Consider the following 16,509-nt stretch of genomic DNA (forward strand, 5'->3'; position numbering starts at 1 on the left):
CTAGCGGCGCAGGCCGAGGCGCTCGATCAGTCGGCGGTACCGTTCGATGTCCTTGTCGGCCAGGTACTTCAGCAGCCGCCGACGGCGACCGACCAGCAGCAGCAGGCCGCGCCGGCTGTGGTGGTCATGCTTGTGCACCTTCAGGTGCTCGGTCAGATCGTTGATCCGACGGGTCAGCAACGCGACCTGGACCTCCGGGGATCCAGTGTCACCCTCATGGGTCGCGTACTCAGCGATGATCTTCTGTTTGGTGGCGGTGTCGAGCGACACAGGGCTCCTTCTGAAAGGGTCGTCATCCGCAGATCCCGGCGGCGCTCTCAGCCGCGTGCGGGTCCGCCTGATGCGTTCGGAACGCGTCCCGCCGCATGAGGGTGCAGCGGAACAAGGCCGGGCTCACCCCGGCGACTCTTCACCGTACCACGCCGGAACCCCGGCTTGTCATCGCCGGGAACGCTCCGTGGCGGGGCGGCCCGTCAGGCGGTCAGCTCCCGGGCCCGGGCCACGTCGCGGTGCATCTCCTCCACCAGCGCCTCGACCGACTCGAACTTCAGGGTGTCGCGGATGCGCGCGGTGAAGTCCACCGCCATGTGCTCGCCGTACAGGTCCAGATCGTCGCGGTCCAGCGCGTAGGCCTCCACGGTGCGCTCCCCCGCCCCCTCGAAGGTGGGGTTGGTGCCGATGGAGATCGCCGCCGGCCAGCGGAAGTTCGGGTAACGCTCAGAGTCGCAGATCAGGAAACCGGCGTACACCCCGTCGGCGGGGATGGCCATGTGCGTCATGGTCTCCAGGTTCGCGGTGGGAAAGCCCAGCGCCCGGCCCCGCTGGTGCCCGCGCACCACCACGCCCTCGACCCGGTGCGGCCGGCCCAGCGCCTTGGCCGCGCCGGCCACGTCCCCGGCCGCCAGCTGCCGCCGGATGAGGGTGGAGGAGATGGTCTCCCCGTCGGCCACCAGCGGCATGCCCTCGGCGGTGAAGTCGTACTTGTCGCCCAGCTCGCGCAGCAGCGCCACGTCGCCGCGGGCCTTGTGGCCGAACCGGAAGTCCTCCCCGACGATCACGTGCGCGGCGTGCAGCCGGTCGACCAGCACCGACTGGACGAACTCATCGGGGCCCATCCGCGACAGCTCCAGGGTGAACGGCAGCAGGATCACCACGTCGGTGCCCAGCTCCTCCAGCAGCTCGGCGCGGCGGCGGGTGGACGACAGCAGCGGCGGGTGGGTGCCCGGGCGGACCACCTCATCGGGGTGGGGGTCGAAGGTGATGGCCACCGAGCGCAGCCCGCGCCGGCGGGCCAGTTCGGCGGCGGCGCCGACGATCCGCTGGTGCCCCCGGTGCACCCCGTCGAAGACACCGATGGTGACCACCGACCTGCCCCAGTCGGCGGGAACCTCATCGAGGCCGTGCCAGCGCACCATGCTCTCCCTGCGTCGGATTCGTCGGCCGCTCCGGGGCATGCCCTTCCCCGGCTCGCTGTCACAAGGGTGCCACGTCGTCGAAGGTGCCTCCGACCGTGGGGGGCGTGTTTGTGGCCTCACTTGGCCCGGGCGGGCCGCGGGCCGGGTAAGGCCACGGCGCGTCTCAGCCGGTGAAGACCACCAGCGGGCGGGCGCTCTTGCCCTGTTCCTCGACCAGTGCGAGCAGGGTCCCGTCGGGGGCGAAGACACCGACCGGGCCGGGACCGGCCCCCACCGCCGGCAGCCGCCCGCCGTGCACGACGACCCTGGCCTGCTCGGCGGTCACCTCACGGCGCGGGAAGGCCGCGGCCACCGCCTCCGCCAGCGGCAGCACCCGGCAGTCCTCGGCGAGCTGCTCCAGGGTGCGGGCCTGCTCCAGCCCGTAGGGGCCGACCCGGGTGCGGCGCAGCGCGGTCAGGTGCCCGCCGGTGCCCAGCGCCTCGCCCAGGTCGCGGGCCAGCGCCCGGATGTAGGTGCCGGACGAGCAGGTGATCACCGCGTCCACATCGATCAGGTCGTCGTGGCGGCGCACGGCGGTGACGGTGAAGTCGGCGACGGTCACCGGCCGGGGCTTCAGCTCCACCTCCTGGCCCTTGCGGGCCATCTTGTAGGCCCGGCGGCCGTCCACCTTGATCGCGCTGACCCGGGGCGGCACCTGCATGATCTGCCCGGTCAGGCCCTTGACGGCCGCCTGCAGCGCCGCGTCGGTGACCCCGCCGGCCGGCGCGGTGGCGGTGATCTCGCCCTCGGCGTCGTCGGTGTCGGTGGACTGGCCGAGCCGGATCGTCGCCTCGTAGACCTTGTCGGTGAGCGCCAGATGCCCCAGCAGCCGGGTCGCCTTGCCGACCCCGACCACCAGCACGCCGGTGGCCATGGGGTCCAGCGTGCCGGCGTGCCCCACCCGGCGGGTGCCCGTCAGGCGGCGCAGCCGGGCGACCACGTCATGGGAGGTCCAGCCGGCCGGCTTGTCCACGATGACCAGGCCTGATGTCACTTGGCGTCCTTTCTGACCCGAAGGCGCTCACGCAGGTGCGCGATGGCCGTGGCCGGCGCGCAGTCACAGGTGTAGGCGGCGGCCAGCCGGTGCCCGCCGCCGCCGAGCTCCAGGCACGCCCGGCCCACGTCCACCCGCCCCTTGGAGCGGGTGGACACATACCAGCGGCCGTCGTCGGTCTCCTTGCAGACCACCGCGACCTCGGCCTCGTCGGCGCGGCGCAGCTGGTCGATCACCCCTTCGAGCTGGTCGTAGCGGACGTCGCGGGCGGCCCGGTCGGCCCGGCTGATGGTGGTCCACACCATGCCCAGCCCATCGACGGCGTCGGGCTCGATCCGGGCCCGTCCCAGCGCCCCGCCGAGCACCTGCAGGTAGCCGAAGGAGGCGCGGTCCCACAGTTCCCGGCCCACCGCATCGGGGCGGACGCCGGCGGCCAGCAGACGGGCGGCCAGCTGGTGCACCTCCGGCGTGGTGGAGCCGTATTTGAACGAGCCGGTGTCGCTGGCCAGCCCGGCGTACAGGCCGCAGGCGATGTCCTCGGTCAGCCCGATCCCCAGGCGGGCGATCAGTTTCTCGGTCAGCACCGCGGTGGCCGCCGCGGACGGGTCGATCAGCTGCACGGTGCCGAAACCGGGGTTGGAGGCGTGGTGGTCGATGACGATCAGCTCCCGGGCCCGCCGGGCGGCCGGGGCCAGCGAGCCGAGCCGTTCCAGGGAGGCGGCGTCGAAGCTGACCATCAATTCCGGCGCGGCGGGGACCTGGCCGGGTTCGACCAGCAGTTCCAGGCCGGGCAGAAAACGCAGGCCGGCGGGGACCGTGAACGGCTCGCCGAAAGAGGCGGCGCAGTCCCGGCCCTGCCGGCGCAGCGCCTGCGCGAAGGACAGCATCGACCCCAGCGCATCACCGTCCGGCCATTCGTGGCAGACCAGCCAGATCTTCTGGTGGGCGGACCGGATGAGCTGAGTGGCCCGCTCCCATTGGGCGGGACCGGGCACCTGGTCGCGGGCGCGTTCGGTGACGGTGGGACCGGGCGTCCCGGACGTCGTCATCTCAACTCACGCTCCCCCGGCTCGTCCGCCGGGTCCATCGTTGTGCCTCGCCTCCATGCTCCGATCGGCGGCGACCCGTGGCTGGGCCTTCGCGGCCGCAGGGCCGCGAAGGCCTCCGGCGTTCTGCTCGCCGTCTGCGGAAACGGCGCTTCACAGGGAATTCACTGCCTTTGGCTCTCTTCGTCGCCAGTATCGGAATCGTCTTCGGCCGAGTCCGGAGTGATCCGGTAGGGGTTGGCGTCGCCGGCGGGCCGGGCGCCCTCGGCGGCCTTGGCCACCTGCTCGTCGTGGGCGCGGGCCCGCGCCAGCAGCTCGTCGATCTGCCGGGCGTTGTCGATCACCGCGTCGAACTCGAAGGTCAGCGTGGGCGTGTGGCGGATCCCGATCCGCCGCCCGACCTCCGAGCGGATGAGTCCTTTGGCGCTCTCCAGCGCCGCCGCCGTGTCGGCTCGCTCGCCCTCCGAGCCGTACACCGTGTAGTAGACGGTGGCGTCCCGCAGATCGCCGGTGACCTTGGCGTCGGTCACCGTGACGAACCCGAGCCGGGGATCTTTGATCCGGCGTTCCAGCATCTCGGCCACGATCTGCTGGATCCGGTCGGCGAGCTTGCGAGCCCGAGCCGCGTCCACCATGTCTGTCGTCCTCGTCTTCATCGTCGCGGGGTGCGTCCCCGCCCCGGGGACGGGTCAGTCATCATCGCCGTAAAGTCGGCGGCGGGCCGAGAGCATCTCGATCTCCGGACGCCCGGCCACCAGCCGCTCGCAGGCATCGAGCACCTCGGTGCAGTTGCCGGCGGTGGCCGAGACCACCGCCACGCCGATCTCGGCCCGCCGGTACAGGTCCACCGCTCCGGTCTCGGCGACCGCCACGGCGGGAAAGCGCCGGCGCACCTCGGCCACGATCGGCCGGACGATCGACCGTTTCTCCTTCAGCGACCGGACGTCGCCCAGCAGCAGATCGAGCGTCAACGCACCTACGAACACCTGACCCATCACCTCGGGTGATCTGTTGTGTGGATTCGGCGACGCCCGGTCGTGGGCGTACCCGGCGCCGTCATCGGGCCGGGCCGTTTTGCGGACCCGCGCCCGTCACGGTCCGGTGATCTGTAACGGCGCTGGGGCCGTGCCAGACCACCTGCGATCCTCCGAGATCACCCGGCGCCGTGTCACTCGATTTATTTATTCGCTTTTCATCCGCGCGGCCGTTCGCCGCGGGCCCGTGGCGGGCCCGCGGCGAACGCAGGAGCGATCAGTCGCGCGGCTTCTCCCGCATCTCGAAGCACTCGATGACATCACCGATCTTGATGTCCTGGTACCCGAGCCCGATGCCGCACTCGAAGCCCTCGCGGACCTCGTTGACATCGTCCTTCTCGCGGCGCAGCGAGGCGATGGAGAGGTTGTCGGCGACCACGGTCCCCTGGCGGACCAGGCGGGCCTTGGCGCCCCGGTTGATGGTGCCGGTGAGCACCATGCACCCGGCCACGTTGCCGATCCGCGGCACCTTGAAGATCGCGCGGATCTCCGCGGTGCCGAGCTGGACCTCCTCGTACTCGGGCTTGAGCATGCCCTTGAGGGCCGCCTCGACTTCCTCGATCGCCTGGTAGATGACCGAGTAGTAGCGGATGTCCACGCCCTCGCGGTCGGCCGCCTCCTGGGCGTTGCGCTCGGCCCGGACGTTGAAGCCGATGATGACCGCGCCGTCGGAGGCCACCGCCAGGTTGACGTCGTCTTGGGTGATGGCGCCGACGCCGCGGCGGATGACCCGCAGACCGACCTCGTCGCCGACGTCGATCTTCATCAGCGAGTCTTCCAGCGCCTCCACCGAACCGGACACATCGCCCTTGATGATGAGCAGCAGTTCCTGCCGCTCGCCCTTCTTGAGGTCGGAGAACAGCTCCTCCAGCGTCCGGGAACGGCGGGTGCGCAGCAGCTCGGCGTTGCGCTTGCGGGCGATGCGCTTGTCGGCGATCTGCCGGGCCACCCGGTCGTCCTCGACCACCAGGAAGCTGTCGCCGGCGCTGGGCACCGCGGTCAGGCCGAGTACCTGCACCGGACGCGACGGCCCCGCCTCTTCGACGTTGTTGCCGTTTTCGTCCAGCATCGCCCGGACGCGGCCGTGCGCCACGCCGCAGACGATCGAGTCGCCGACCCGCAAGGTGCCGCGCTGCACCAGCACGGTCGCCACCGCGCCCCGGCCCCGGTCCAGGTGTGCCTCGATGGCCACGCCCTGGGCGGGCATGTCGGGGTTGGCCTTCAGGTCCAGCTCGGCGTCGGCGGTCAGGATGATCGCCTCGAGCAGCTCGTCGAGGTTGGTGCCCTCCTTGGCCGACACGTCCACGAACAGGGTCTGCCCGCCGTACTCCTCGGCGACCAGGCCGTACTCGGTGAGCTGGGCGCGCACCCGGTGCGGGTCCGCCTCCGGCTTGTCGATCTTGTTGACCGCCACCACGATCGGCACCCCGGCCGCGGTGGCGTGGTCGATCGCCTCGGTGGTCTGCGGCTTGACCCCGTCGTCGGCGGCGACCACCAGCACCACCAGGTCGGTGGTGTCGGCACCGCGGGCACGCATGGCGGTGAAGGCCTCGTGACCGGGGGTGTCGATGAAGGTGATCTTGCGCTCTTCGCCGTCGACCTCGGTCTGCACCTGGTAGGCGCCGATGTGCTGGGTGATCCCGCCGGCCTCGCCGGAGGCCACGTTGGCGTTGCGGATGGCGTCCAGCAGCTTGGTCTTACCGTGGTCGACGTGACCCATCACGGTCACCACCGGCGGGCGGACCACCAGCTGGTCCTCGTCACCGATGTCCTCGCCGAACTCGATGTCGAAGGACTCCAGCAGCTCGCGGTCCTCGTCCTCGGGCGAGACCACCTGGACGTCGAAGTCCAGCTCGGCGCCGAGCAGCTTGAGGGTGTCCTCGTTGACCGACTGGGTCGCGGTGACCATCTCGCCCAGGTGCAGCATGATCTGCACCAGCGACGCCGGGTTGGCGCCGATCTTCTCGGCGAAGTCGGTCAGCGAGGCGCCCTGCGGCAGCCGGATGGTCTTGCCGCCGCCGCGCGGAGCCTGCACGCCGCCGATGGCCGGCGCCTGCATGTTGTCGAACTCTTGGCGCCGCTGCTTCTTGGACTTGCGGCCCCGCGTGGGACGGCCGCCGGGACGCCCGAAGGCACCGGCCGCGCCGCCACGGCCACGGCCGCCGCCACCGGGACGCGCACCGCCGAAACCACCGCCGGGACGACCGCCGCCACCGGGACGCGGACCGCCGAAGCCGCCGCCGGGACGACCGCCGCCGGCGGGACGGCCCACGCCGGGACGCCCGGCGCCACCGGGACGGCCGGGGCCGCGCACGGCGCCCGGTCCCAGCGCGCTGGGCCGCGACGGCATGTTCATCGGGCTCGGCCGCGGACCGCCCGGACGGGGACCGCCGGCGGCGCCGCCGGGACGCGGACCCGGACGCGGCGGCCCGGGCACCGGGCGCGGCGGGGCCGGACGCGGACCGCCGGGAGCGGCGGCACCGCGCTGACCCGCGGCGCCCTGCCGGTCACCGGGCGGCGGAGCCGGACGCGGACCCGGCTTGGGCGTGGTGCCCATGCCGGTGTTGGTGGAGCTGAACGGGTTGTTGCCCGGACGCGGCGCGGCCGGACGCGGGCCGGGGCGCGGCCCCGGCTTGGGCACGCGCGGACCCGGCTTGGGCACCGCGGGGCCGCCCTGCCCGGCGGCCGGACCGCCCGGGGCCGGCGGCGCCTTGGGGCCGGCCTGGGCCGCGGGCGCCTGCGGCTTGGGACGGGCACCGCCGCCCGGCGCCTGCTGCGCCGGGGCCTGCGGCACCGGACCCGGACGCGGCGCGGCGCGGCCGGCGGGGCCGGGCTTGGGCACCGGGCCCGGCTTGGGCACGGGACCCGGCTTGGGCGGTGCGGGGCGAGCGCCGCCTTCGGCGCTCGCGGGCGGCTGCGGCTTGGGCGCAGCCTGCTGTGCCTGCTGTTCGGGCCGGCGCGGCGAGGCCTGGGGCTTGCGACCGCCCCCGCCGCTCTCCTGGAGCTTGGCCATGACGACCTTGCTCTCTACTCCGAACTCCTTGGCGAGCTCGTAAACCCGGACCTTCGCCACTGCACTCCCTACTCGGCCCGGGAGGTAGCGGCCTCCGGGCCGTCTCTAACTTGCCGTACTCATCGCGGCGTGCTCATCGAGCGCTCATCGCAATCTCGACCTGCTTCCGACTAGACGTCGCTTACAGTTCGACCATCCTGATACCAACTGCCCTGTGCCTCAAGATGTTCCCGCAGGAGGCTGGTGTCGAGCGGTCCCGGCAGGCGGAAGGCCCGGGGGAACGCCCGACGCCGCTCCGCGAGCTCAAGACACCCCAGGTCGGGGTGTATGGAAGCACCCCTCCCCGGCAGCCGCCCACGGGGGTCGGGGACGATCACGCCCTCGACCACCACCAGGCGCAGCAGGTCGGATTTGGCCGTGCGAACCCGGCAGCCCACGCAGGTACGACGAGGGAAGCCCCCTTGGGCGGCCGGGCCACGTGTCATGAGTCTACCGTGCTGACGCGTCGGCGGGACCTGTCGCATGCTCCGCACTTGATCCTGAGGTGTCCGATCCGCTCCGCCGCACCGCGCCGACCTGCCCGGACTGCTCGACCTCGGTGTCGGGCCGGATGTCGATCCGCCAGCCGGTCAGCCGGGCGGCCAGCCGGGCGTTCTGGCCCTCCTTGCCGATGGCCAGCGACAGCTGGTAGTCGGGCACGATCACCCGGGCCGTGCGGGCGGCCTCGTCGATCACCTGCACGCTGCTGACCCGGGCGGGCGAGAGCGCGTTGCCGACGAACTCGGCCGGGTCCTCCGACCAGTCGACGATGTCGATCTTCTCCCCGCGCAGCTCGTGCATCACGTTGCGGACCCGGCTGCCCATCGGGCCGATGCAGGCGCCCTTGGCGTTCACCCCGGGCTTGCGGGAGCGCACCGCGATCTTGGTGCGGTGCCCGGCCTCCCGGGCGATGGCCGCGATCTCCACGGTGCCGTCGGCGATCTCGGGCACCTCCAGCGCGAACAGCTTGCGGACCAGGTTGGGGTGGGTCCGCGACAGCTGCACCGAAGGGCCCCGGTGACCCTTGCGCACCTGCACCACATAGGCCCGGATCCGGTCGCCGTGCTCATAGGACTCGCCCGGCACCTGCTCCGACGGCGGCAGGATCGCCTCGATGCGGCCCAGGTCCACCAGCACGTTGCGCGGGTCCTTGCCCTGCTGGATCACCCCGGAGACGATGTCGCCCTCGCGGCCGGCGTACTCGCCGAAGGTCACCTCGTCCTCGGCGTCGCGCAGCTTCTGCAAGATGACCTGCTTGGCCGTGGTCGCCGCGATACGGGAGAAGTCCTCCGGGGTGTCGTCGTATTCCCGCAGGACGTTGCCTTCGTCGTCGGTCTCGGCCGCCCACACCGTCACGTGCCCGGTCTTGCGGTCCAGCTCCACGCGCGCCCTGGGCGCCGCCCCCTCGGTGCGGTGGTAGGCGATCAGCAGGGCGTCCTCGATCGCCTGGGCGACCAGCTCGAGCGAGATGTCCTTCTCGCTCTCCAGGCTGCGCAGCGCAGCCATGTCGATGTCCACGTAAGCTCCCCCTCAGTTCCCGGCCTCGTCGGCTCCCAGGTCGGCGAGCTCATCGTCGTCATCGTCGTGGCCGGCCTGCTGCGGCGGGCGGCGGAACTCCACCTGCACCCTGCCCCGGCCCAGCTCGCCGTGGCCGAAGCGGCGCCGCCGCCCGGCGACCTCCAGCACCACCGCCTCCTCGTCGGCGGCGACCACCCGCCCCTCGACCTGGCCGCCGTCGGCCAGTGCCGCGCGCACCAGCCGCCCGGTGGCACGGCGCCAGTGCCGCGGCTCGGTCAGCGGCCGGTCCACTCCCGGCGAGGTGACCTCCAGCACGTAGGGGGCCTCGCCCATGACGTCGGTGTCGTCGAGCGCGGCCGACACCGCCTGGCTCAAGGTCGCGGTGTCCTCCAAGGTCACCCCGCCGTCGGCGTCCACCACGATGCGCACCAGCCGGCGCCGCCCGGCGGGCTTGACGTCGAGTTCCTCCAGGTCCAGCCCTTGCGCGGCGGCCAGCGGCCCGACCAGCCGGGTCAGCTCGGCCTGCACCTGCGCCCGCGACGGACCGCCGGCGGGGGCGTGCCGCCCGGTGCGCCGCTGGTCGGGACGAGGCGCCCGCCGAGCGCGGCCGCGGCCGGATTCGACGCTCATCTGGGACCTCCTCCTGATCAGCGGGCGCCGTAGCCTTCGTATTCAAGCCTATCGACAGGCCGGCTCGGCGACGTTCTTTCGGCCCGGCGCCCGGCGCAGGCGCTGTGGAATACTCCCTGACCGCCCCCCATACCACCGGAAACGAGGAGAAAACAGCGTGCGAGCGGCTCAGGCGGCGCCGGGCCCGGCCGTGCCCCGGCGGGCGGTGCTGGGCGGCCTGGTCGCATCCGCCGCGCTGGGCGGCTGCACCCGGGCCGATCCGCCGCCGGCCGTCTCGCCCGGGCCGGACGTGGCCGTCCTGACCGTCGCGATCGCCGCCGAGCAACGGCTGATCATGCTGCACGAGGCGGTGCTGCGGGCCCACGCAGGGCTCGCCGGACGGCTGGAGCCGATGCTGGCGCACCACCGCGAGCACCTGCGGGTGCTGCAGCGTCATTATGTGCCGGGGACCGGGGAGGGCGCTTCCGCCGCGCCCGTCCCCTCGCCGACGCCCTTCCAGGCGCCCGCCGGCAGGTCCGGGGCGCTGGCGGCGCTGCGCCGCGCCGAGAGCGAGGCGGCCGCGGCCCGCGCCGCGGATGTGGTGAAGATCGCTCCTGGGATGGCCCAGTTGCTGGCGAGCATCGGCGCCTGTGAGGCGGGGCACGCGGCGCTGCTGGAGGCGGCGCTGGAGGAAGAGGAGTGAGCGGCCGGCGGGCCGACGGCGTCGTCGAGGCGCTGCAGGCGGCGCTGGCCGCCGAGCACGCCGCCGTCTACGGCTACGGGGTGGTGGGCGCCGGGCTGCGCGGGCCGGCGCAGCAGACCGCCCGCACCGTCTTGGACGCCCATCGCGCGCGCCGCGACCGGCTCGCCGAGCTGGTGGTGCGGCGGGGGGCGCAGCCGGTGGCCGCCGAGGCCGCCTACCGGCCGGCGGTCGAGGTGACCTCGGCCGCCAGTGCCGCCGCGCTGGCCGCCGCGCTGGAGGAGCGGGTGCTGGAGGCCTATGCGGCGCTGGCCGGCTGTCAGGAGGCCGATCTGCGCCGCCACGCGGCGCTGGCCATGCAGGAGGCGATGGGCCGGTGGATCGGCTGGCGCAAGAGCGCGGGCGAGCGGGCCGTCCCGCCGGCGCTGCCGGGCCTGCCGCCGGAGGAGACCGCGCAGGGGGAACGGGAGAAGACGTCAAAGGGGGCAACGCCTCGGCCGGGCTCCTAGCCTTCGCCCCCACCGCCGCGGCGTCCCGGTTCCGCGCTTCCTTCAGCACGCCGTTTCCGCGGGTCGGGAACGGCATGGCGCCAGGCACCGCCGATGTGGGCGGTTTCCTTCGGTCGCCTGTCTTCAGGCCCTGGGAACGGTGCGCCGCCCGGGGCTTCGGTGAGGCTTCTTCAACGCCCCGTCTCCGCAGGCGGAGACGGGGACGTCGCGGTCAGGGGCGATGCCATGACCTGGACGGCCGCGGTACCGGACGGCACCCGGGCCCCGGCGTTTCAGGCCGTCTGGTGCAAAAGGTTCAGTCCGCCCACTTGTCCACGTGCGGCCACAGGTCGCTCAGGCGGTGGATGACGGCGTCCGGCGGGGCCAGGTGGGGACCGCCGCCGGGCAGCGAGTCGGCGGAGCTGTGCCAGATCTGCACCGCGCGCATCCCGGCCGACTTGGCGCCGTGCACGTCCTCGAACGGCCGGTCGCCGACGAACACGCAGCGGGCCGGATCCTCGGCGCCGACCGCCTCCATGGCGAGGCGGAAGGCCTGCGCATGGGGCTTGGTCCAGGGGATCTCGCTGCTGTAGACGGCCCCGTCGATCAGGTCCAGGACGCCGTCGCGGGCGAAGATCCGCTCGTGCCACTCCCGCGACCACAGGGTGTTGGACAGCACGCCGACCTTGATGCCGCGCTCGCGCAGCCCGCTCAGCAGGTCGGCGGCGTCGGGGTCGGTGAAGGTGTGCGGCTCCCAGGCCCGGAACTTGGTGTCCAGCAGCTCCTCGGTGGGCTGCACCCCGGCCAGTTCGAACAGCTCGTCCAAGGTGGCGCTGCGGTGCTCCTCGCGGGAGCGGCGCCACAGCTCGTCCTCGGCCTCCAGCAGGGCCCGGGCGATCCGTTCGACCTCGTCGGGGGCCAGGTGAGAGGCGCAGATCGTCCGCCACATCTCCCCGAGCTCGACATCGTGCCAGGGGGTCAGGGTGCCGCCCCAGTCGAAGATCACCGCGTCCACCGCCATGCTGGGATGGTAACCGTCGCCGGAGACCTGGGGATATGCCTTTTTCTCCACCTTCGTCCCACCCGGCGCGCCATTCCGGCGGCGGGCCGGGCGCCCCGGTCGCCGGCTGCACGAACCGGGCTTCCCCCGGCCGGGGGAAGCCGGGCCGCCAATTGCACGGGCGAGGCCATCGCCCGGCGAATCTCGGGCCGACTCCCGGGATGACCTGGGCATTCACCGCCAGAAGGGCGAGCCCTCCCGTCCTCGCCCGCGGTTTTGCGCGGAACCTGCGATCGGCGCAGCGGGCCGGGCGCTCGATCCGAGCCGGGCGCACCGTCCCGGCCGGGTCTTATGGACGAGCCGGAAACCCGCATGACCACATGTGGCCCCGGCGGTCTGCACCCGTGTTGTGCAGTACCACTCCTGTTCAGCAAATGGACCAGCGGTGGGTCTTGCGCTTTCGGGGGCTGCGGTGAAGCATATGTCGCCCGGGGGCTGAGCAAACAGCAAAAAACCGGGCGTTGGCGAACACACAGAACGTTTACGGCAAATTGCCGCCACACGTATCCATATCTCGCCGGCGCCCGTCTCGATCGAGGAGGACGGCCAGGATGCTTGTCCCCGAGGGCGGGCGCCCATCGGTGCTGCGACGGCCGGGGCGCCGGCGCTCGATCCGGATGCGCATCGCCGCGCTGCTGGTCATTCCGCTCATCTCGCTGATCGCGCTGTGGGCGTTCGCCGCCAGCGTCACCTTGGGCGCGGCCCTCAACAGGTACGCCATCTCCGACTCCTACGACCGCATCAGCGTGCCGGGCATCGCCGTGGCCCTGCACCTGCAGGGCGAGCGCTCGCTGTCCACGGTGTACCGGAGCACCAAGGGCCTGCGCGGCGGGGCCGAGCTGCAGGCCCAGCGGGCCAGGAGCGACGCCGCCATCGCCATGCTGCGCCGGGCCGCGCAAGAGGACATCAACGAGGCCGCGGGCCCGCGGCTCCGGGAGATGCTGACCGAGCTGCTGCGCCGGCTGGAAGGGCTGGAGGCGCTGCGCGCCAAGGTGGACGGCCACCAGATCAAGCCGGTGGACATCATCGCGGGCTACGGCGAGTTCATCGAGGCCGCGCTGCGGATGTACAGCAGCCAGCGGGTCGATGACGCGGAGATCTACCAGCTGGGTCAGGGACTGCAGGAGATCTCCTGGGCCCGCGAGTACATGACCCGGGAGGACTCACTGGTCACCGCGCTGCAGGCGACCGGCGGGCGGCTGACCGCCGAGGAGCGCGGCGTCCTGATGGAATGGGCCGCCCAGCGGCAACTGATGTTCGACCAGGGGCTCGCACACCTGGACGGCTCGCTGCTCACCACCATCGAGGAGTACGCCAAGCAGCCGGACTACCAGCGCTTCCTGGCCATGGAGCAGGCGCTGCTGGAGTCCCCCGCCGGCCGGCTGCCGCCCGCCCTCGACGCCTGGTCGCAGACCGTCCCGGCGGTGCTGGCCACGCTGAACGAAGCGGTCACCAAGGCCGGGGCGGACCTGGAGCGGCGCTCCGAGGAGGTCGGCGACCAGATCATGCTGCGTCTGGTGGCCGCCGGCGGCGTCGGTCTGCTCGCGGTGATCGCCTCGGTCGTGCTGTCGGTGCTGGTCGGCCGGGGCCTGGTCCGCGAGCTGCGCGGGCTGCGGCGGGCCGCCGACGACCTGGCCGACAACCGCCTGCCGGAGGTGGTGGAACGGCTGCGCCGCGGCGAGGAGGTCGACATCGAGGAGGCGGCGCCGCCGCTGCGGGCCGGCCGCACCGCCGAGGTCGCCCAGGTCGCCTCCGCCTTCACCAAGGTGCAGCGCACCGCCGTGGAGACCGCCGTCAGCGAGGCGCACCTGCGCAAGGGCATCAGCCGGGTCTTCCTCAACCTGGCCTGGCGCAGCCAGTCGCTGCTGCACCGGCAGCTGCGGATGCTGGAGACCCTGCAGCGCAAGGTCACCGACCCCGACCTGCTGGAGGAGCTGTTCCGCATCGACCACCTGACCACCCGGATGCGGCGGCACGCCGAAGGCCTGATCATCTTGTCCGGCGCCGCGCCGGGCCGCGGCTGGAGCCGCCCGGTGCCGCTGGAGGACGTGCTGCGCTCGGCCGCCGCCGAGGTGGAGGACTACACCCGGGTGGAGGTGGTCGCCTCCACCCCGGCCTCCCTCAGCGGCGCGGTGGTCGCCGACGTGGTCCACCTGCTGGCCGAGCTGATCGAGAACGCCACGGTGTTCTCCCCGCCGCCCACCGAGGTGCTGGTGCGCGGCGAGATGGTGGCCAACGGCTATGCGGTCGAGGTGATCGACCGCGGCATCGGCATCGACCCGCGCGAGCGGGCGGATCTGAACCAGCGGCTGGCCGAGCCGCCGGAGTTCGACCTGGCCGACAGCGACCGGCTGGGCCTGTTCGTGGTCTCCCGCCTGGCCGCCCGCCACGGCATCAAGGTGGCGCTGCAGGAGTCGGTGTACGGCGGGACCTGCGCGGTGGTGCTGCTGCCGCCCGACTTGATCGCCGACACCGCGCTGCCGCCCGGCGACACGGTGCCCGCCGCGCTCGACGGGCCGTCCTCCCTCCGGGCCTCCGAGCCGCAGCGGCGCGACCTGGAGGGGCCGGGCCGGCCGCAGGAGGCCGCACCGGCGGAGCCGGAGCGGATCGAGCCCCCCGCCTGGTCGTGGTTCGAGCCCCACCGGGGCGGCGCGTCCTCGGCGAACGGTTCGGCGGAGCATCCGCACCGGCCCCGCCAAGGGGACGGCTCGCCCGTCGCAGACGGACCGCGGCAGCAGAACGGCCAGGAGCGGCCGGCGCCGCTGCCCCGCCGGATCCGCCAGGCCAACCTGGTGCCGGAGCTGCGCTCGGTCGGCCCGGTGGACGCCGAGCCGCCGGGCGCGGACCCGCCGCGGGACCGCTCCGCCGAGCAGAGCCGGGACCTGCTGGCCTCCCTGCAGGGCGGGTGGCTGCGCGGCCGCGCCGAAGACGAGGACGGATCCGACGACAGGGCGGCCGAGGGAGGTGAGTCATGAGCGGAGCCGGAGTGGCCGGCGATCTGAACTGGCTCCTGGACGACCTGGTGCAGCGGGTCGGCCAGGTGCGCAAGGTGGTGGTGCTCTCCCGCGACGGCCTGGTGATGGGGGCCTCCAGCCAGGTCAGCCGCGAGGACGCCGAGTACCTGGCGGCGCTGGCGGCCGGTTTCCACAGCCTGGCGGTGGGGGCCAAGCCGCACCTGGGCTGCGGGGAGGTCCAGCAGACCATCGTGGAGATGGAAGAGGGCCTGTTCTTCGTGGTCCCCGCCGGCAGCGGCAGCTGCCTGGCGCTGCTCAGCGAGGCGGGCGCCAACGCCGGGCTGGTGGCCTATGAGATGACCATGCTGGTCAAGCGGGTGCGCAAGCAACTGGCCGCAAGTCCCCGCACAGCGGAGTGAGCCGCCATGTCCCGGGGAGATCCGACGGGCGAGCGCTGGCTGGATGAGGAGGCCGGGCCGCTGGTGCGTCCCTATGCGGTGGCCCGGGGGCGCGCCCGGCCGCGCGGCGAGCCGCTGGACATCGTGACGATCCTCATCGCCTCGGGCCGGCCGGTGCCGCCGCAGGTGCGGCTGAACCGCGAGCAGCAGTGGCTGCTGGTGCGGTGCCGGCGGCCGGTCACCGTCGCCGATCTGGCCTCGGAGGCGAACCTGCCGCTGGGCGTGGTCATGGTGCTGCTGGAGGAGCTGTTGGAGCACGGTCTGATCGAGGTGACCCGGCCGCTCACCTCATCTGCGCAGCCGGACCCGCTGCTGCTGAGGAGAGTGATCGATGAACTCCGCGCCCTGTGAGGACGGCCCCAGGCTCGCCCTGAAGATCCTGATCGCCGGGGGGTTCGGGGTGGGCAAGACCACCCTGGTCGGCAGCGTCAGCGAGATCCGCCCGCTGCGCACCGAGGAGTACCTGACCGACGCCAGCATCGGGGTGGACGACACCCGCGGGGTGGAGGCCAAGACCACCACGACGGTGGCGATGGACTTCGGCCGGATCACCCTGCGCGACGGGGTCGTGCTCTACCTGTTCGGCACGCCCGGCCAAGACCGGTTCTGGTTCATGTGGAACGAGCTGGCCCGCGGCGCGCTGGGCGCGGTGGTGCTGGCCGACACCCGCCGGCTGACCTCCAGTTTCGCCGCCATCGACTACTTCGAGCAGCGCCGCATCCCCTTCATCGTCGCCGTCAACTGCTTCGAGGGCGCCTACGTCTACAGCCTGCAGGAGATCCGCGACGCCCTGGACGTGGACCCGCACGTGCCGGTCATCACCTGCGACGCCCGCCGGCGCGAGTCCGCCAAAGAGGTCCTGATCGCCCTGCTGGAGCACGCCCTGCGGCACTCCGTCCCCGCCGGAAGCTGACCGGGCCTCGGCTCATGGCGGCGCCCTGCCGCCATGAGCCGTTCCCGTCCTCGGCGTGTGGCCCGTCCTGCAGATCGCGGGCCGATCCCACCCGCTGAGTGGGACTGCAGTGAACGGCCGGGGCGCCTTAGGACCTATGAATGGGACGGACGGGACGAACGCTCCCCTGGCCTCTTCTCCTGGCGCGAGGCGGGGCCGGCCCGTCTCGCCGGCCGGACGGCGGCCCGGC

The 16,509-nt window shown here is 73.0% G+C and carries 17 protein-coding genes; 6 read left to right on the plus strand and 11 right to left on the minus strand.

The genetic code is table 11. From position 1 onward, the window contains the following. From rpsO to rimP, 10 genes are all read right to left on the minus strand, one after another. Positions 1-270 carry a 30S ribosomal protein S15 gene (gene rpsO, locus BUE48_RS16515; RefSeq protein ID WP_012853647.1) on the minus strand — a complete coding sequence of 90 codons (270 nt, stop codon included), beginning with the start codon at positions 268-270 and terminating at the stop codon, positions 1-3. 203 nt (positions 271-473) lie between these two features. Further along, a complete protein-coding gene (locus BUE48_RS16520; protein ID WP_012853648.1) occupies positions 474-1,415 on the minus strand; it encodes a bifunctional riboflavin kinase/FAD synthetase in 942 nt (313 codons plus the stop codon). A 163-nt stretch (positions 1,416-1,578) separates the two neighbouring features. Then, positions 1,579-2,448, minus strand: a complete 870-nt coding sequence (truB, locus tag BUE48_RS16525; protein ID WP_286990441.1) for a tRNA pseudouridine(55) synthase TruB — start codon at positions 2,446-2,448, stop codon at positions 1,579-1,581. After that, positions 2,445-3,497 carry a DHH family phosphoesterase gene (locus BUE48_RS16530; RefSeq protein ID WP_012853650.1) on the minus strand — a complete coding sequence of 351 codons (1,053 nt, stop codon included), beginning with the start codon at positions 3,495-3,497 and terminating at the stop codon, positions 2,445-2,447. Before BUE48_RS16530 ends, truB begins: the two co-directional genes overlap by 4 nt. Before the next feature lie 161 nt (positions 3,498-3,658). Continuing rightward, entirely contained in the window at positions 3,659-4,129 is a 471-nt protein-coding gene (gene rbfA / locus BUE48_RS16535) for a 30S ribosome-binding factor RbfA (RefSeq protein ID WP_012853651.1), read from the minus strand. 54 nt (positions 4,130-4,183) lie between these two features. Then, complete coding sequence (locus BUE48_RS16540; protein ID WP_012853652.1) at positions 4,184-4,489, minus strand: DUF503 domain-containing protein; 306 nt, start codon at positions 4,487-4,489, stop codon at positions 4,184-4,186. Between the two features lie 256 nt (positions 4,490-4,745). After that, positions 4,746-7,601: a translation initiation factor IF-2 gene (gene infB, locus BUE48_RS16545; protein WP_286990443.1), complete on the minus strand. Its 2,856-nt coding sequence runs from the start codon at positions 7,599-7,601 to the stop codon at positions 4,746-4,748. Between the two features lie 110 nt (positions 7,602-7,711). Then, complete coding sequence (locus BUE48_RS16550; protein ID WP_342610137.1) at positions 7,712-8,065, minus strand: YlxR family protein; 354 nt, start codon at positions 8,063-8,065, stop codon at positions 7,712-7,714. Beyond that, complete coding sequence (gene nusA / locus BUE48_RS16555; protein WP_012853654.1) at positions 8,031-9,086, minus strand: transcription termination factor NusA; 1,056 nt, start codon at positions 9,084-9,086, stop codon at positions 8,031-8,033. The genes BUE48_RS16550 and nusA overlap by 35 nt, the downstream gene beginning before the upstream one ends. 24 nt (positions 9,087-9,110) lie before the next feature. Further along, positions 9,111-9,728 (minus strand): ribosome maturation factor RimP, encoded by a 618-nt coding sequence (gene rimP, locus BUE48_RS16560; protein ID WP_012853655.1) that lies wholly within the window; start codon positions 9,726-9,728, stop codon positions 9,111-9,113. A 157-nt stretch (positions 9,729-9,885) separates the two neighbouring features. On the opposite strand from rimP, the gene BUE48_RS16565 reads away from it, so the two are divergent. Together BUE48_RS16565 and BUE48_RS16570 are read left to right on the plus strand one after the other, a co-directional pair. Continuing rightward, positions 9,886-10,410 (plus strand): hypothetical protein, encoded by a 525-nt coding sequence (locus BUE48_RS16565; RefSeq protein WP_286990445.1) that lies wholly within the window; start codon positions 9,886-9,888, stop codon positions 10,408-10,410. Then, entirely contained in the window at positions 10,407-10,916 is a 510-nt protein-coding gene (locus BUE48_RS16570; RefSeq protein WP_286990446.1) for a ferritin-like domain-containing protein, read from the plus strand. Before BUE48_RS16565 ends, BUE48_RS16570 begins: the two co-directional genes overlap by 4 nt. A gap of 295 nt (positions 10,917-11,211) precedes the next feature. Here the strand turns inward: BUE48_RS16570 and BUE48_RS16575 are convergent, their stop codons facing one another. Continuing rightward, positions 11,212-11,916, minus strand: a complete 705-nt coding sequence (locus BUE48_RS16575; protein ID WP_041442074.1) for an HAD family hydrolase — start codon at positions 11,914-11,916, stop codon at positions 11,212-11,214. Positions 11,917-12,506: 590 nt separating this feature from the next. Here BUE48_RS16575 and BUE48_RS16580 point away from each other — a divergent pair. Genes BUE48_RS16580 through BUE48_RS16595 form a run of 4 tightly spaced genes read left to right on the plus strand, consistent with a single transcriptional unit; the run spans position 12,507 to position 16,280 of the window. Further along, on the plus strand, positions 12,507-14,930 hold the full coding sequence (locus tag BUE48_RS16580; RefSeq protein WP_286990448.1) for a sensor histidine kinase: 2,424 nt from the start codon (positions 12,507-12,509) through the stop codon (positions 14,928-14,930). Continuing rightward, positions 14,927-15,328 (plus strand): roadblock/LC7 domain-containing protein, encoded by a 402-nt coding sequence (locus tag BUE48_RS16585; protein ID WP_012853660.1) that lies wholly within the window; start codon positions 14,927-14,929, stop codon positions 15,326-15,328. The genes BUE48_RS16580 and BUE48_RS16585 overlap by 4 nt, the downstream gene beginning before the upstream one ends. A 6-nt stretch (positions 15,329-15,334) precedes the next feature. Further along, complete coding sequence (locus tag BUE48_RS16590; protein ID WP_012853661.1) at positions 15,335-15,718, plus strand: DUF742 domain-containing protein; 384 nt, start codon at positions 15,335-15,337, stop codon at positions 15,716-15,718. After that, entirely contained in the window at positions 15,699-16,280 is a 582-nt protein-coding gene (locus tag BUE48_RS16595) for a GTP-binding protein (RefSeq protein ID WP_012853662.1), read from the plus strand. The genes BUE48_RS16590 and BUE48_RS16595 overlap by 20 nt, the downstream gene beginning before the upstream one ends. Positions 16,281-16,509: the final 229 nt, after the last annotated feature.

This window comes from Thermomonospora sp. CIF 1 (assembly GCF_001896795.1).
Classification (GTDB): domain Bacteria; phylum Actinomycetota; class Actinomycetes; order Streptosporangiales; family Streptosporangiaceae; genus Thermomonospora; species Thermomonospora curvata.

Coding starts and splice junctions, on each gene's coding strand:
- BUE48_RS16520 (WP_012853648.1), bottom strand. CDS start 1,415: ATGGTGCGCTGGCACGGCCTCGATGAGGTTCCCGCCGACTGGGGCAGG.
- BUE48_RS16530 (WP_012853650.1), bottom strand. CDS start 3,497: ATGACGACGTCCGGGACGCCCGGTCCCACCGTCACCGAACGCGCCCGC.
- rbfA (WP_012853651.1), bottom strand. CDS start 4,129: ATGGTGGACGCGGCTCGGGCTCGCAAGCTCGCCGACCGGATCCAGCAG.
- BUE48_RS16540 (WP_012853652.1), bottom strand. CDS start 4,489: ATGGGTCAGGTGTTCGTAGGTGCGTTGACGCTCGATCTGCTGCTGGGC.
- BUE48_RS16550 (WP_342610137.1), bottom strand. CDS start 8,065: ATGCGACAGGTCCCGCCGACGCGTCAGCACGGTAGACTCATGACACGT.
- nusA (WP_012853654.1), bottom strand. CDS start 9,086: ATGGCTGCGCTGCGCAGCCTGGAGAGCGAGAAGGACATCTCGCTCGAG.
- rimP (WP_012853655.1), bottom strand. CDS start 9,728: ATGAGCGTCGAATCCGGCCGCGGCCGCGCTCGGCGGGCGCCTCGTCCC.
- BUE48_RS16575 (WP_041442074.1), bottom strand. CDS start 11,916: ATGGCGGTGGACGCGGTGATCTTCGACTGGGGCGGCACCCTGACCCCC.
- BUE48_RS16580 (WP_286990448.1), top strand. CDS start 12,507: ATGCTTGTCCCCGAGGGCGGGCGCCCATCGGTGCTGCGACGGCCGGGG.
- BUE48_RS16585 (WP_012853660.1), top strand. CDS start 14,927: ATGAGCGGAGCCGGAGTGGCCGGCGATCTGAACTGGCTCCTGGACGAC.
- BUE48_RS16590 (WP_012853661.1), top strand. CDS start 15,335: ATGTCCCGGGGAGATCCGACGGGCGAGCGCTGGCTGGATGAGGAGGCC.
- BUE48_RS16595 (WP_012853662.1), top strand. CDS start 15,699: ATGAACTCCGCGCCCTGTGAGGACGGCCCCAGGCTCGCCCTGAAGATC.